Annotated in this window: 12 protein-coding genes and 2 pseudogenes; 9 read left to right on the forward strand and 5 right to left on the reverse strand. The window is 40.7% G+C overall.

The annotated features are described in order from the left end of the window. Positions 1 to 178 precede the first annotated feature (178 nt). Positions 179 to 2,065 (forward strand): ATP-dependent zinc metalloprotease FtsH2, encoded by a 1,887-nt coding sequence (gene ftsH2 / locus ACWATR_RS11795; RefSeq protein ID WP_460332428.1) that lies wholly within the window; start codon positions 179 to 181, stop codon positions 2,063 to 2,065. Between the two features lie 167 nt (positions 2,066 to 2,232). Here ftsH2 and rnc read toward each other — a convergent pair whose 3' ends face one another. From rnc to ACWATR_RS11810, 3 genes and pseudogenes are all read right to left on the reverse strand, one after another. Further along, on the reverse strand, positions 2,233 to 3,420 hold the full coding sequence (rnc, locus tag ACWATR_RS11800; protein WP_460332430.1) for a ribonuclease III: 1,188 nt from the start codon (positions 3,418 to 3,420) through the stop codon (positions 2,233 to 2,235). Positions 3,421 to 3,559: 139 nt separating this feature from the next. Next, positions 3,560 to 4,168, reverse strand: a pseudogene (locus ACWATR_RS11805) (hypothetical protein). Between the two features lie 43 nt (positions 4,169 to 4,211). Further along, positions 4,212 to 4,799 carry a Uma2 family endonuclease gene (locus ACWATR_RS11810; protein WP_460332432.1) on the reverse strand — a complete coding sequence of 196 codons (588 nt, stop codon included), beginning with the start codon at positions 4,797 to 4,799 and terminating at the stop codon, positions 4,212 to 4,214. A 91-nt stretch (positions 4,800 to 4,890) separates the two neighbouring features. On the opposite strand from ACWATR_RS11810, the gene bchD reads away from it, so the two are divergent. Next, the gene (gene bchD / locus ACWATR_RS11815; RefSeq protein WP_460332434.1) at positions 4,891 to 6,924 is read left to right on the forward strand and encodes a magnesium chelatase ATPase subunit D; all 2,034 of its coding nucleotides are present in this window, start codon (positions 4,891 to 4,893) and stop codon (positions 6,922 to 6,924) included. 67 nt (positions 6,925 to 6,991) lie between these two features. Here bchD and ACWATR_RS11820 read toward each other — a convergent pair whose 3' ends face one another. Continuing rightward, positions 6,992 to 7,777 carry an RNA polymerase sigma factor SigF gene (locus tag ACWATR_RS11820; protein ID WP_460332436.1) on the reverse strand — a complete coding sequence of 262 codons (786 nt, stop codon included), beginning with the start codon at positions 7,775 to 7,777 and terminating at the stop codon, positions 6,992 to 6,994. A gap of 804 nt (positions 7,778 to 8,581) precedes the next feature. On the opposite strand from ACWATR_RS11820, the gene ACWATR_RS11825 reads away from it, so the two are divergent. Then, on the forward strand, positions 8,582 to 9,310 hold the full coding sequence (locus ACWATR_RS11825; protein WP_460332438.1) for a Bax inhibitor-1/YccA family protein: 729 nt from the start codon (positions 8,582 to 8,584) through the stop codon (positions 9,308 to 9,310). A 106-nt stretch (positions 9,311 to 9,416) separates the two neighbouring features. Here ACWATR_RS11825 and ACWATR_RS11830 read toward each other — a convergent pair whose 3' ends face one another. Continuing rightward, positions 9,417 to 10,016: a DUF1802 family protein gene (locus ACWATR_RS11830; RefSeq protein WP_460332440.1), complete on the reverse strand. Its 600-nt coding sequence runs from the start codon at positions 10,014 to 10,016 to the stop codon at positions 9,417 to 9,419. 157 nt (positions 10,017 to 10,173) lie between these two features. Between ACWATR_RS11830 and ACWATR_RS11835 the strand changes: the two are divergent. From ACWATR_RS11835 to panD, 6 genes and pseudogenes are all read left to right on the forward strand, one after another. Continuing rightward, positions 10,174 to 11,142 (forward strand): annotated as a pseudogene (locus tag ACWATR_RS11835) (aldo/keto reductase). 720 nt (positions 11,143 to 11,862) lie between these two features. Continuing rightward, on the forward strand, positions 11,863 to 12,576 hold the full coding sequence (locus ACWATR_RS11840) for a hypothetical protein (RefSeq protein ID WP_460332442.1): 714 nt from the start codon (positions 11,863 to 11,865) through the stop codon (positions 12,574 to 12,576). A gap of 280 nt (positions 12,577 to 12,856) precedes the next feature. After that, on the forward strand, positions 12,857 to 13,093 hold the full coding sequence (locus tag ACWATR_RS11845; RefSeq protein ID WP_460332444.1) for a hypothetical protein: 237 nt from the start codon (positions 12,857 to 12,859) through the stop codon (positions 13,091 to 13,093). 711 nt (positions 13,094 to 13,804) lie between these two features. Next, on the forward strand, positions 13,805 to 13,990 hold the full coding sequence (locus ACWATR_RS11850) for a TLTLP motif-containing protein (RefSeq protein WP_460332446.1): 186 nt from the start codon (positions 13,805 to 13,807) through the stop codon (positions 13,988 to 13,990). Positions 13,991 to 14,374: 384 nt separating this feature from the next. Beyond that, on the forward strand, positions 14,375 to 14,887 hold the full coding sequence (locus ACWATR_RS11855; protein ID WP_460332448.1) for an inorganic diphosphatase: 513 nt from the start codon (positions 14,375 to 14,377) through the stop codon (positions 14,885 to 14,887). A 113-nt stretch (positions 14,888 to 15,000) separates the two neighbouring features. Next, entirely contained in the window at positions 15,001 to 15,384 is a 384-nt protein-coding gene (panD, locus tag ACWATR_RS11860) for an aspartate 1-decarboxylase (protein ID WP_181932051.1), read from the forward strand. Positions 15,385 to 15,391: the final 7 nt, after the last annotated feature.

The raw sequence follows: 15,391 nt of genomic DNA on the forward strand, positions 1-15,391 counted from the left end.
ATTAAGATTCTTGTTGGCATCGCCATAATGCTCTAATCGCTTTATAGCAGTGCATATAAGAGATCAAATTAAACAAAATGGATTTATAGACATCCGTTTAACAGCTTAAAGTGACAGAGTGATGAACATTCCGTTGCTAAGGCTGATGAGTTGTATAGGCATCTAGAGGCAAATTAAGATGAAATTCTCTTGGAAAGTCGTAGTACTCTGGACATTGCCAGCTTTGGTAATTGGCTTTTTCTTCTGGCAAGGGGCGTTTGCAGGCGCTCCTACTGACATGAGTAAAAATGCAGCCAATACCCGCATGACCTATGGTCGCTTTCTAGAATACTTGGACGGCGATCGCGTCAACAGTGTGGATCTGTATGAAGGCGGTAGGACGGCAATTATAGAAGCCCGCGATCCAGACCTGGAAAATCGTGTCCAAAGGTGGCGTGTGGATTTGCCTGTTAATGCTCCTGAGTTAATTAGCAAGCTCAAAGAGAAAGCCATTAGTTTTGATGCTCACCCCATGCGGAATGATGGCGCAATTTGGGGATTGTTGGGCAATCTCATCTTTCCAGTTTTATTGATTACTGGATTGTTCTTTTTGTTCCGGCGTTCTAGCAACCTCCCTGGCGGCCCAGGTCAAGCAATGAACTTCGGCAAATCCAAAGCGCGTTTCCAAATGGAGGCAAAAACCGGCGTCAAATTTGATGACGTAGCTGGCATTGAAGAAGCTAAGGAAGAATTGCAAGAAGTTGTCACCTTCCTGAAGCAGCCAGAAAGATTTACCGCTGTAGGCGCACGGATTCCCAAGGGAGTGCTGTTAGTTGGGCCTCCTGGAACTGGTAAAACTTTACTAGCAAAAGCGATCGCTGGTGAAGCAGGTGTACCTTTCTTCAGTATTTCCGGTTCAGAATTTGTGGAAATGTTCGTTGGTGTGGGTGCATCCCGCGTCCGCGATTTGTTCAAGAAAGCTAAAGATAACGCCCCCTGTATCATCTTCATCGATGAAATCGACGCCGTTGGACGCCAACGGGGTGCTGGTATCGGTGGCGGTAACGACGAGAGAGAGCAAACCCTCAACCAATTGCTCACCGAAATGGACGGGTTTGAAGGTAACACAGGCATCATTATTATTGCTGCCACCAACCGTCCCGATGTACTAGACTCAGCCTTATTGCGTCCCGGTCGCTTTGACCGCCAAGTAACAGTTGATGCACCTGATATCAAAGGGCGTTTGGAAATCTTGCAAGTCCATGCGCGGAACAAGAAATTAGACACTAGTGTATCTTTAGATGCGATCGCTCGTCGTACTCCTGGATTCACTGGTGCTGACTTAGCCAACTTACTCAACGAAGCAGCAATTCTCACTGCGAGAAGACGCAAAGAAGCGATCACTCTCCGCGAAATTGATGATGCAGTGGATCGCGTAGTTGCAGGGATGGAAGGTACTCCCTTGGTAGATAGTAAGAGCAAGCGCTTAATTGCCTACCATGAAATTGGACACGCCTTAGTGGGGACTTTGTTAAAAGAGCATGACCCAGTGCAAAAAGTTACACTCATCCCACGAGGACAAGCACAGGGTTTAACTTGGTTTACACCCAACGAAGAACAGGGATTAATTTCTCGTTCTCAGTTGAAAGCCAGAATTACTGGTGCTTTGGGTGGTCGCGCCGCTGAAGAGGTGATTTTTGGGGCTGCGGAAGTCACAACTGGCGCTGGTGGAGACTTGCAGCAACTATCGGGAATGGCACGGCAGATGGTGACTCGGTTCGGGATGTCCGACTTAGGGCCACTGTCGTTAGAAAGCCAGCAGGGAGAGGTATTCTTGGGTCGTGATTGGACAACCCGATCTGAGTATTCCGAATCCATTGCTTCTCGCATTGATGCTCAAGTCAGAGAAATTGTTGAGCAGTGCTACGACAATGCTAAGAAGATCATCCGTGATCATCGCACTGTAACCGATCGCTTAGTAGATTTGCTCATCGAAAAAGAAACCATTGACGGCGAAGAATTCCGCCAGATTGTAGCTGAGTATGCTGAAGTACCAGAGAAGCAACAGTATGTACCGCAACTGTAATAGTTGACTCTTTTCTGGTTACTATCTGGAAATGAGTAAAGTAACAAAAAATAAAATGGGGATGGTATACGCCACCCCCATTTTTTTTGATAAAAATTATAATATGTAGAAACAATTCATAAAATGTCCCTTTTTAAAATTCTCAAAATTTATGAACCAAATAAACTCTACAACAAACTTTGTTTTTTCAAATTAGCTAGTGCATCTTCAGCAGCAGCTTTTTCTGCATCTCTTTTATTGCGTCCCTTACCTTCGCCGTAAATTTCCCCATCTACCAATACTTTTGCTATGAATTCTGGTGCGTGAGAAGAACCTCCTATTTGTTCTGTAAAATATTTGGGAGGAGTTGGAGTAACAGTGCGTTGCACCCATTCTTGAAAGCGGTTTTTTGAATCTACAAAATTGTTAGACTTACTATCAGATTCATAAAGAACAGGTAAGTTTTGAACTATTGCTGAATCAAACAATGGTTCCACAAAATCGCGGACTGACTCAACTCCAGAATCTAGAAAATAAGCACCTATAATTGCTTCAAAAGTGTTACTGAGTAACCTAGATTGTGTTCGTCCTCCATCTTTTTCTGCACCCTTACCTAACCGCATCCACCTACCCAAGTCTAAATTAACAGCAAACTTTGCTAACTGCGGTTTATCTACCAACCGAGAACGTAAAGGTGTTAGTTCGCCTTCTTTTTTGTCTGGATAGCGACGATAGAGATACTCGCCACTCAGAAAATTGAGTAACGCATCACCCAAAAACTCCAGTCGTTCATTATCTTCACCTGAGTTAGGGTTTTCATGCATATAGGATGTGTGAGTGAGTGCGCGGAGCAAGAGAGATGCATCTTGAAAGGGCAATTGTTTTAGTAGTTCATCCAAGTTTTCTCTTATGCGTGCTTCTTCAGCTTGCTTTGGAGAAAGCATTCGCAGAACTTCTTGCTTGTGCTTTTCTACAATATCTGCTTCTGATGCTGAAATAGCTTTGAGCAATCGAACAATACTATCAAGTGCGCGATAGGTATCATCAGTAGAGAAACGCTTTCCATTCATTTCATGCGCCCATTTATTACGAACTTCAATGAGTTCGCTAATTAAGGCACGTTCACCATGACCCAGTTTTCTTTTAAAAACCTGATTCCACTGTCCAATTATTACTTTTAGTAACTCAGAAATATCATCACGTAGAATGTCTTCTGGATTGCGCTTTAAACTTTGGTTATCGGATAGGCTAGATGTCGCTATTTTCAGCCAGCGTTCACCATGAACTTTTCGCATTTCCTGTTCAAAATATAGATATAGACCCTGATTTAAAGAAATTAGAGCATTCTCGATTCGGTTGCGATTACTAATAGCCATTGAGGTATTTGATATTAAAAATGATTTTTTGTATTTGTTCCGCAAAGGCGGACTTACTTCGTGTACCTGTATTATTCAGGTTTTGGAGTTTTCAGAGGAATGAAACAGGCGTGTAAATAATATTCGATCTAATAATAAATTATGGTTTACTTTGTGCGATCGCACCATACAAAATACCTAAAATTTTCTTAATATCTTTAATATAATATTCACTCAAATCAATCGAAACTATATTACCTTCAAGCTTCAGAAATTGCCAGATAGTACCGATAGTAACAGCACCATATATAGCTTTGATTTGATTTCCACCTCTCTCGTTAAATAACTGAGCAGCTACCATTTCCGCAATACATTGGGCTAAACCAGACCTCAAATTCTCATTTTTACTTTCTACTAAGACAATTACTGGACTACGTACAAGCAACTGCTCCGAAGAAAGACTCAAAATAAAATCACAAAAGCCGTTTAATCCTCGCTGGCTATCAACAGTAAAATCAACTCCAGAAAAAAAGCTGATTTAATAATTAAATTTGCGTCTAATCTCTAATAAAATTGGACTTATTATCATTTCACTTCGAGCTTTTTCCGAACTTATCGCTACTGCTAAATCAACATTTTCCCTAAGAAGAGTAGATAATAAATCGCTACATTCTTGCTCCTGCACATTTGCGAATAGTCCAGATGATTCGTGGATAACTAACCCAAAAGAATCAATAACTTCAATAAGTTTAAAATCACTATAAGCCATAAAAATTAATCATTTGCCTTATGACTGAATCCTATAACAAAGTTTAATAATTCCGTTTTGGCGGAAAAACCTTAGCTAAATCAAGAGATAAATCAGGGAAGTAGGGAAAAGTTATTATCTCATCTGATAGGAAAATTCGCTTATTTGAATAACCATATCTGCCTTGATTATCCTGATATGGTTCACTGTAAGCTTCCAAATAATTATCGAATAAATTGAATATCCAATAATCAGTAATACCTCCTTTAGCATAGAGAGGTATTTTAACATCTTGGTCATAGTCCAAAGAAGAATCTAAAACCTCCATTACTAAAAACACATCAGCCGCTTTAGGATGACCCGACAGATAATCATCAGCACGGTTTTGAACAATCGCAAAATCAGGCTCAGGTTCGCTATTAGGTGGCAAAGCAATCGGCGCTTGTGATTGCAAAGTAGCCTTGTCTCCCAGTATTTTGGGGAGTTCCTTCCACAGTTTTCTTAAACAAGTTTCATGATCTGTACCTTTAGATGCCATTTCAATAATTTCCCCATTGATTAATTCAATGTGGTCATCTTCATGGAAAAAGCCCAATTCTCCAAGCCTGTGGTATTCATCCAGTGTGAAGCGTTTAGCTTGAGCAATACTCATAACCTTACCTTTGTCTCATTGCCATAATCCCTATTCTAAATGTGTCAGAAATTGGTATGCTAAAGGCCGAGACTCGCTATAAAAGCAAACAATGCCTGCGCCTACTATCAATCCCACCATCACTGCTTTTCCCTTGACAGCCGTAGTCGGTCAAGAAGCAATTAAATTAGCTTTGCTTTTAGCCGCAGTTGATCCTGGTTTGGGAGGAGTGGCGATCGCAGGTCGTCGCGGTACGGCAAAATCTGTAATGGCTCGTGCTATCCACGCTCTACTACCGCCCATTGAAGTTGTCAAAGGTTCAATCAGCAATTGTGACCCCAACCATCCAGAAGAATGGGACGATCAATTATTGGCGGAGTACGCAGATAAAGATATTCAAGATGTTCCCGTCGAAATCATCCCTGCGCCTTTTTTGCAAATTCCTCTAGGTATCACAGAAGACAGACTCCTCGGTTCAGTGGATGTTGAAAAGTCGGTAAAGCAAGGTGATACTATTTTTCAGCCTGGATTACTCGCTACAGCAAACCGGGGTGTACTGTACGTAGATGAAATTAATTTATTAGATGACCAAATATCAAATCAGCTTCTAACAGTATTATCTGAAGGACGCAACCAGATAGAACGGGAAGGGATTAGTTTTCAGCATCCGTGCAAATCCCTATTTATTGCCACCTACAATCCAGAAGAAGGTGGATTACGGGAGCATTTATTAGATAGAATTGCGATCGCACTCTCTGCTGACGGTGTACTCGGCTTAGATCAAAGAGTAGCAGCAGTTGAACAAGCGATCGCTTATTCTAAATCTCCCCAAGATTTCCTCAAACAGTACAACGAAGATTTAGACTCCCTCAAAACCCAAATCATCTTGGCACGGGAATGGTTGAAAGAAGTAATCATCACCCATGAACAAATTGCCTATCTAGTGAATGAGTCCATTCGCGGAGGAGTTCAGGGACATCGCGCCGAGTTATTCGCTGCGCGGGTTGCCAAAGCAGCGGCGGCTTTGGAGGGACGAACAACAGTTAATGCCGAAGATTTACGCCGTGCTGTGGAACTGGTAATTGTGCCACGGGCCACAATTGTGCAGACACCGCCACCAGACCAAGCACCACCACCGCCTCCACCCCCACCACAACAGAATCAAGAAGAACCCCAGGATGAATCAGAAGAGGAACAAGAAGAACAGGAAGAACGCGAAGAAAATCAAGAGCAAGAACCCCCCAGCATCCCAGAAGAGTTTATCTTTGATCCAGAAGGGGTAATTCTTGATGACAACGTGCTGTACTTTACTCAAATGGCGAAGCGGCAAGGTAAATCTGGTAGTCGCAGTGTCATCTTCTCTGATGACAGGGGACGTTATATTAAGCCAATGTTGCCCAAGGGGAAAGCGCGACGCATTGCAGTAGATGCCACCTTGAGGGCTGCGGCTCCATATCAAAAAGCACGAAGAGAAAGACAACCAAATAGAAAAGTTATTGTCGAACAGCCTGATATTCGCTCGAAACGCCTGGTACGCAAAGCCGGGGCGTTGGTAGTATTTGTGGTAGATGCTTCTGGCTCAATGGCCCTGAATCGAATGCAGTCGGCTAAAGGTGCGGTGATGCAACTGTTGACTGAAGCTTATCAAAACCGTGATCAAATAGCATTAATTCCTTTCCGGGGAGAACAGGCAGAGGTATTATTGCCTCCAACACGTTCTATTGCTTTGGCGCGTAACCGTTTGGAAAGGTTGCCCTGTGGTGGGGGTTCGCCCTTAGCGCATGGTTTAACTCAAGCTGTGCGTGTCGGCTTAAATGCCCAGATGAGTGGAGATATTGGGCAAGTTGTCCTTGTAGCAATTACCGATGGGCGGGGTAATATTCCCTTAGCGCGTTCTTTGGGTGAACAGCTTGAACCAGGAGAAAAGCCAGATATCAAAGGAGAATTATTAGAAATTGCTGCGAGAATTCGGGCTTTGGGGATGCAACTATTAGTAATTGATACAGAAAGTAAATTTGTGTCTACTGGCTTTGCTAAAGAATTATCGCAAACAGCAGGCGGGAAATATTATCATTTGCCAAAAGCGACAGATCAAGCTATTGCTGCTATGACCAAAGGTGCGATCGCTGATTTAAAATCTAGATAATTAGTTATTAGTCATTTGTCATTTGTCAGTTGCTTTTCTACTAACCACTGACTATTGACTAATGACATCAAGACCCAGTGGGCATTACCTGCGGTTGCAAATAGTAAATCAAATCTTGAATTCCCTTTTGCAGATAGCGAGTTACAGTCATTGGACTAGTGCCAATATTTTTAGCAGCATCCTTGCGAGAAAGTTCCTTCAAAAATACCATTTCAACCGCCATACGGGGCTTTTCTTCTAACATATTGATTGCGCCTTGGAGTTGTTGGCGTTCTTCTTCTTGTTGCAGAAGTACATGAGAACGAGGACAAGGAAGTGCTTCACCCAAGGTTATTTGGCAATCAACATAGTTAACTGCGGTTGCATCTAAACTCAAAGGCATCCGGTTTTGAGCCGCTAATTTGGTTTCTTGCCACTCTTGCACAGATACCCGAAGTTGGCTGGCAATTTCAGCATCCTTGGGCTGACGACCTAAAGACATTGCCAAGTCCTTGCGAATCTTTTGCCCTTCATTGTACAATTCTTGCCAACGACGGGGAATTTTTAATAGAGTACTGCGATCGCGCAAAAAGTGTAGCATCTCACCGCGAATGTATGGCACTGCAAAGGAACTAAAAGCATATCCTTGGCTAGGGTCGAAACGCTCAATTGCCCTAATCAAACCAAAATAACCGATTTGTTCTAAATCTTCATAAGGTTCATTACATTGATGGCTGAATTTATGAGCCATCTTTCGTACTAAGCCAGTATGTAACTGTACAAGTTTATTACGAAGTTTAATAGAAGGATTCTGGTGGTACAAGTGTAATAATTCTATACCATCAGTTCGTAAAGAGGACTCACTTGCTGCCATATACATTACCTTTGTTGTAACTCCTATTCCTGAGAAAATGGAGCTGCGTATATTTTCTTCTAAGCTGTCATTATTTTCCTTAGTCAAGCCAGAATAAGCCATCGTCGTTTCACTGAACTTGTCAGGGGTCTAACTCCGCAATTCAGTATTTGTACGCATGATTTTGCTAACCTCTCTGTTGCAGGTTATTTTTGTTTTTTACATAAATCTTGCATGGCATATAATCTTTAGCTTTTGCAACAAAAACTAGCTATTTATGCTGAAAAATGCATAGCTGACTTAATACCCATCTGTCATACTGAGTGCAAGTGGATCGGTACTGAATTAATTGCAAAATAGATTGGGCAATTTTATTTATTAGTACGTACCGTCATTAATAAAGGTCGAAAATCCAAATTGGCAGTTGGCTTGAGCAACAAAACCCAAGCTACAACAAACATAATTCCGACTCATTTTTATGGGAATTTGTACTTAGTTGGGTATTAAGGGACATTTCCATTAACAAGAAATAATTCAGGAGTCAGAAGCCAGAAAAATAAATTGAATTCTGTGTGACTAGCGAATAACGAGTCCGTGTACTCCTCTCCTGCAAAAAAGCCAGCTAGCAAGAGCGTCTTGTAGAGAGCGTCTGAATAAACAGTGAAACACTACACTCAATCAGAGATGGAGTGGTCAACAAGAGAGTGGCAGGTCTGTAGTAAGATCCCCCAGGGTATCCCCGATAAGAGTGATTCTGACTTCTTCTTCAAATATTGGTAAGAATAGTAATAAGCAGAACGTTTTCCTAAACAACAGTTTTTCAATATGAGCAATACCAGCAATTTTCGTGAAGCTATCCGTGAGGCTAAATCTCACACCCTCGTTGGCCCAAATGTGATTGCCAACGCCCTCCCCTACGTTGGTGGTGGATTGGTGCTAACGGCATTAGGAACCTACGGCGGTTTGGGAGTTATCCGTACTAATCCCGAAATATTCTTTCCCACCTTCATTGGTGCGGTGATTTTGGAATTAATTTTGTTCTTTGTTGCCCAAAATGTTGCCCAAAAAGGTAATAAGGGACTTGCACTACCCCTGTTGGCAACCTACAGCCTCTTATCTGGATATACTCTCAGTGGCTTGGTATTTGTCGCCTTGAGATCCCAAGGTGTTGGCATTCAAGGCATTGGGTTAGCTGCTCTTGGTTGCGGTGTTACCTTTATTCTTGCCCGTCAAATTGGTTCAAATCTCTCTGAACAAGACGGTATGGCTTTGACGAAAACCATCAATCTTGGTGTCATTGCTTTGGTGGTTGTGTGTCTAGCCCAATTTGGATTTGCCATGTTTGGTGTTTATACGCCCAATTGGTTAGAAATTGCCATCTCCGGTTTGGGGGTGTTTCTGTTTGTTGGGGTTTCTGTTGTCGATTTTTATATCTTGCCCCGCACTTACAGCGATGACCAATATCTGCCTGCTGCTTTATCGATGTACTTAACTTACATCAACTTGTTCGTCTTTATCTTGCGGTTGCTAATTGCCATAAATGGCCGCGATTAATTGTCTGTAGACACTAACAAAAGTAAAGTTTTATAAAATAAAAACCGTGGTTAAATTTTCAGCAACCACGGTTTTTTATCGTTTTAATTGTCGAATATGTTGGCTATTAGAAGGATGGAGCATACAACTTATCGCCAACAATCTCGCGAATTGTCTCTACTAGTTGGATGTATGCAAAGTTAGATAAAACTGGTTTTGCTGCTTGCAACTGAATTGGTTCATCTAAATCAATCCATGACTTACAGCCAGCGTATTTGGCGTAATAGGAAATTTCTTGCTCTTGGGGTAGTTTATACGTCCGCAGGAGAAGAATATAAAGTGGCTGACGTGGTTTCCATTTGAGGCGATCGCTAATAAAATACTCGTTCCAAATATGGAAGGGAAGCAAGGTGTTGACAATAGACTCGTCACTAACTGGCAAAATATCCGTAATTTCAGCCCAACTTCCGATGCGAACTGTCTCTGGATGCCATCCCGATGTTACTGGATAAATACCATTGGCATACTCAGCTTTCAGCATGAAAGCTTGTTGATGTTCATAAGTAGGATAAAGCAAAACTTGCTTGTGGGCAACTTGGAAGTGTCCATTTCGTTCATGGATACCGCCTTTGCGGAGCAACATAATTGTTTTACCATCTTCTAAGGCATTTACGGCCACTGCCCATTCTTTGAGGGCATGAAAAGTTGTAGTCAATTCCATCAGCATCTACATGTAATTCTGATTTAATTTCAAGCTAAAACCGATAAAGTATGAACTGTCCAAGGGAATGAATTAGGAAGCAGTTATGGCAAAGTGATGTCTAAGAGAGGCTACGCCAACGCCTACGTTAGGTACTTCTGATGTGCAAATTACACCTATCTTGATGGGAACTTAGCAAGCTGGTAAAAGAATGTGGGTGGGAATTGAGGATGCAGACTCGATTAAAACCATCAGAGCCGCTTATGAAGCTGGTATCACGACAATTGATACACCTGAAGCTTATGGTGGAGGACATTCTGAGCAAATTATCGCTGAAGCTTTATCTGATGTACGCATAGACGCGTAGCGGCTTGTCGCCAGACATCGCGTGCAGTATGCCAGGAAAGTTTTCGCCAATCATCTAAAGTATGAATAAGTCACTGAAGCTTGCGGTGACGCGTAGCGGCTTGTCGTTAGACATCGCTCTCTAACCAACCTGAAAACTGATTACATCGACTTTTACCAAATACATTGGCCCTCCGGTGCTTTCAATAGTGAAATAATACCTATCGAAGAAACTATGAGTGCTCTTAACCTCCTCAAAGAGTAAGGTAAAATTCGAGCCATTGGTATTTCCAATTTTTCTCACGCCCAGTTAGTAGAAGCAGCAAGTTATGGACGTATTAATAGTTTACAACCACCTTATTCTTTATTCTGGAGACAGGTAGAACAAGATGCATTGCCCTATTGTATCGAGAACAATATTTCTATCCTTGCTTATTCGCCTTTAGCACAGAGATTATTGACAGGCAAATTTGCTCTCGGTCATAAATTTGACCCAACAGATAACCGTACTAAAAATAAACTATTTCAAGGCGAAAATTTTGAACGTGCCCAACAATCGCTAGGAAAACTGCGTCCGATAGCCCTTCTTCATAATTGTACTCTTGCTCAGTTATCTTTGGCGTGGTTAATTGCCCAACCCCAAACAAATGCGTAGACGCCGAGCGGCTTATCGTTAGACATGGCCGGAGCGCGTTCTCCCGAACAAGTATGAGACAACACATTAGCCACCCAATTGGCAGAAATTGACGCCATTAGACGTATTCTTACCGACCATCTGGATGATAATAAAATTATGTGGAATTGGTGACAATGGAGTTGCGTTAGCCATGCTTATATATCCAAGATACCTTTAACTTTCATAAAGAGAAGCTTAGGGATCAAATTTATAGCTCTAGATTGCAAAACATAACAAAAGGTCAACTTTAGTAAACCAAGGGTTGCAACTCACAAGCTAAGTGCTAATTTAAATAGTAGGACACCAAAACAAAATAAAACCAAACAAAAGGGTAAATGACTTAGTGTCCCCGTGTCATAAACCCAAACAGATTTCAGCATATCAAATGTTAGAAAAGTGGCAAAAAGCCTAATGTAGAAGGCAAAGCCAAATCCTAAAGCGGAAAAACGCAAGAATGCTGAGTTTGTTACTTTTTCAGTCCACCTTAGTTATGAACTTTCAATTACTTAATTAGTTTAACAATTTGAAAACTGTGAACTCAATAAAACCTGGTCAACCTTGACCAGGTTTTTGGTATTTTGTTATGATATACTTTTCTCAGTACGGCAGGGAGTGCCGGAATTAACATTTGAGGAGCTAGTTATGAGACTAGGATAATATTAACAAAAGACAGTTAATATGCGCCCAAGAAACCTACAACCTTTTGGTTAGAGTACTTCAATTATTTTTGTAAAAAAAACAATCCCACTTGTGTAGGTTTGTTTTGTAAAATATAAACTCAAATTAATACACGGGCTAATTTTCCAGCAGGGAATAAAATAAGACAGCAACGTATCCTGCGAGGAGAATTTGATGAGAGATTATAGCTTTTTAAATAAAATCACTACAACGATTATTATTGCGACCCTTTCTTTTTCTTGTAAGTCTTCTGTTAGCAGAAATGCAGAACAGGCAAAAGCAACTGAGGAACCGAAGCCACAACCAAATCTTGTCTATGGCGATTTAATCATTAAAGAACAATCAGATTATCTAATGATTCCTGTTACTCTTGCAGAACAGAATGAAGAAAAAGGAATTGATTTAAAACTTTCACGTTCTTATGAAAGGAATAACCAATTGTATAACATCATCTTTTATCACAAACAAGATGGTGAAGCTCATCTTTTATTAAATAAGAAAGCCATTATTACCTCCTTTGATTTATTGGAGGTAAAAGCAGCAAACAAGCCAACTACAAGATTTTGGTTGTATAGAATTGTTGACCAAGACACCAATACGGATAAAAAACTCAGCAGCGAAGATGCTACTATAGGCTATCTTTCTGATTTATCAGGTAATAACCTCCAGCAAGTTACCCCAAATAATACTCGAATAATCAGTTGGGTTGTTGTTCCAAGTCAAAATGCAATTTTCCTAAAAATTATCAAAGACTCTGATAATAATAAAAAATTTACAGCCGAAGACAAAACAAACTTTGTTAGGGTCAACCTCGATAAATCCAGTATGGGAACTGAGATTATTAGTGAGCAAATAGAGCAAGAAATTAAATCCTACGTTTTTAAATAATTAAATAAGTGTTTTAAACTTTACAAGGCAAAGTTTAGCTGATAGTGCAGTATCAGCTAAAATCTTTTTGGTCTTTAGATATATCCTTTCTGCAATGCGGTGGATTTGTTCATATCTAGATGGCCATCAAAAAAAGTTTCCAAGACCTAATGATTCCTAACATAGAGAATTATTCGGAAATTACGTGTAATGTTAACAACATAGAACTCACTAAGCCAAATACAAGGTAAGGTCTGAGGAAAACTATGTAAGTAGCTTTTGGCGATCGCAAAACTTTCGTTTGGAGCCGTGGGGAAATGACTACGAGCCGCCAATTCAAATCAGCGAACAGCTTTCATTGTCTGAAAGTGATGTTAATCCTCCAGTAGAAACTGAGAATTGGGAATCTTTTGAGTCTCCCCAGGTGCGATCGCTACCTAATCGCCTCATGGTAATCTTATTCTACCCCCCTGAACACTTACAAAAATTATCCAGACAAATTGAGGATCTGGAAATTGGGATTAAGTATTTTTTTTAGATATGAGCAAAGTTTGACATAACCATCTACCCTACTTTCTCAAAACATTTTTTACTCTACCTATATATAGATTGACAAAAATACTGTGATATTAAATAGATTTGAAACTTTAAATTCTTAAATATTTGTTTAGTGATATCACTGAATATATGCTGCCTAATACAGTTGATGTATCTGTATTTATTCGGTAGCTATCATTGGTTACAAAAATCATTCCTACCCATTTCTTCTGTGGTGTCAGATATTTTTGTGTATAACTACCGTATAACAATCAAAAGTACTGCTTGTCTATCAGTGCTTTCGCGGTTTTGTGTCCTGTATCACAAATTAGCAATTCCAGTAAAATGACCTTATCAAAGGCATTGTAGGATGTTATACTGATGAAGTATCGGACAAATATGTTTTGCTAATTAATCTTTAAACAGCGAAAAAATGTAATTTATGATGCTGTCAAAGTTGGTTTTGCGTATGCAAACCTTTACACCATACAGGGAAACATCTGAAAATATTAATTACAAAATAAAACATGATTTGTTTAGTTGTAAGTTTGTATTAAGAAGTCCATGTATAAAAATGCTATTATGACAGTTTTAAAACTGGTTTAAGTTGTAGAATGCTACACATTTTACAGTTTAAAAATAGCTAAAATGGAATCGAGACTCTCAATCGGAGAGTAGACCTACACAGTGTTACGAAGAACTTCAATTTTGTATGAATTCAAATAGCCAGTCTGCCAATGCCGAGACATATTCCCAACGTTTGGCAGACATTATGGGAACTGCGATCGCTCTGTTGACTCTTATCCTACCCGTATTTGTCATCGCCCACTATTCTTCAACTGATGTCCAAAATAATCAGCAACCCCTGATCCAAAACCTACAAGGCAGTAAAGATTGATAAAGCTTCCCACTAGTATTCCAACTGGTAGGAGAGCTACAAAAAGAAGAAAACTGATTTTGAGACAACCTCTGTAGATGTAAATGTTGTTCATCAGGAATAAGCTGAATCTGTATTGTGTGACTCCAGATTTCAGTTGTCTTGACAGAATAGGGGCCGAAATCCCTTCAGCAGCAATCAAGGGTGGAGGATATCCATAATACCCTCTTGGAAAAAGCGTTACGAAGTTTATTCGTAACGCTTTTTCCATTTTTTGGAGGGGAAAGGCAATGCGTGCCGTGGAATGAATACCTTGGGAAGAGATCCATATTGCCTTAAAATTCTACACGGGGAGCGAAGCTGACTGAGTGCCCCCATGATTCACTGTTATCAGAGGAGTTTTTTGTGGATTTATCTCGTATTCCTGCCCAACCGAAATCGGGTCTAATCAACGTTTTGATCGAAATTGCTGGCGGAAGTAAAAATAAATACGAATACGACAAGGAACTAGAAGCTTTTGCTTTAGACCGAGTACTTTATTCCTCGGTAAAGTATCCTTATGATTACGGCTTTGTACCCAATACTTTGGCTGATGATGGCGATCCCCTAGATGGTATGGTCATAATTGACGAGCCAACCTTTCCAGGTTGTGTTATTGCTGCACGACCGATTGGCTTTTTGGAGATGATTGACGGTGGCGATCGCGATGAGAAAATCCTTTGTGTTCCTGACAAAGATCCACGCTACACTCAGGTAAAATCCTTGAAAGACGTAGCGCCACACCGCTTAGATGAAATTGCTGAATTTTTCCGTAGTTATAAAAATTTGGAAAAAAAGGTGACTGAAATTCTTGGTTGGCAAGATGTGGATAAGGTTGCAGCTTTAGTAGAAAAATCCGTCAAAGCTTATAGAGGATAATAGAGGAGTTAGGAGTTAGGAGTTAAAATTTATGAATTTTTATTCCTAACTCCTCACTTTGATAACTTTCGCTTGTTACGGATCGCAAAAACTGCCACCAACCCCAAACCAAAATGCAGCGTACTCTCCTTTTGGCAAAAATTCATAACTGCACCCTCACGGGGGCGAATATCAACTACGTGGGTAGTATCAGCATCGATGAAATGCTTTTGGAAAAAGCTGGTATCTTACCCTATGAGCAGGTGCAAGTAGTTAATAATGCCAACGGTCAGCGCTTTATTACCTATGCGATCCCGGCTCCAGCCCATTCAGGAATAATTGAGCTAAATGGGGGGGCAGCACGTCTAGGCATTATTGGCGATCGCTTGATTATAATGACTTACGGGCAGTTCACTCCAGAAGAGTTAAAAAGTTACTCTCCTACGGTAGTCATTGTGGACGAAAAAAACAGGCTGTTGGAAGTACGGCGCTACGATGACCTGCTCAGTAAGGTCTAATTTCAAG

The sequence above is a fragment of the Nostoc sp. UIC 10890 genome (assembly GCF_054786515.1).

Coding starts and splice junctions, on each gene's coding strand:
- ftsH2 (WP_460332428.1), top strand. CDS start 179: ATGAAATTCTCTTGGAAAGTCGTAGTACTCTGGACATTGCCAGCTTTG.
- rnc (WP_460332430.1), bottom strand. CDS start 3,420: ATGGCTATTAGTAATCGCAACCGAATCGAGAATGCTCTAATTTCTTTA.
- ACWATR_RS11810 (WP_460332432.1), bottom strand. CDS start 4,799: ATGAGTATTGCTCAAGCTAAACGCTTCACACTGGATGAATACCACAGG.
- bchD (WP_460332434.1), top strand. CDS start 4,891: ATGCCTGCGCCTACTATCAATCCCACCATCACTGCTTTTCCCTTGACA.
- ACWATR_RS11820 (WP_460332436.1), bottom strand. CDS start 7,777: ATGGCAGCAAGTGAGTCCTCTTTACGAACTGATGGTATAGAATTATTA.
- ACWATR_RS11825 (WP_460332438.1), top strand. CDS start 8,582: ATGAGCAATACCAGCAATTTTCGTGAAGCTATCCGTGAGGCTAAATCT.
- ACWATR_RS11830 (WP_460332440.1), bottom strand. CDS start 10,016: ATGCTGATGGAATTGACTACAACTTTTCATGCCCTCAAAGAATGGGCA.
- ACWATR_RS11840 (WP_460332442.1), top strand. CDS start 11,863: ATGAGAGATTATAGCTTTTTAAATAAAATCACTACAACGATTATTATT.
- ACWATR_RS11850 (WP_460332446.1), top strand. CDS start 13,805: ATGAATTCAAATAGCCAGTCTGCCAATGCCGAGACATATTCCCAACGT.
- panD (WP_181932051.1), top strand. CDS start 15,001: ATGCAGCGTACTCTCCTTTTGGCAAAAATTCATAACTGCACCCTCACG.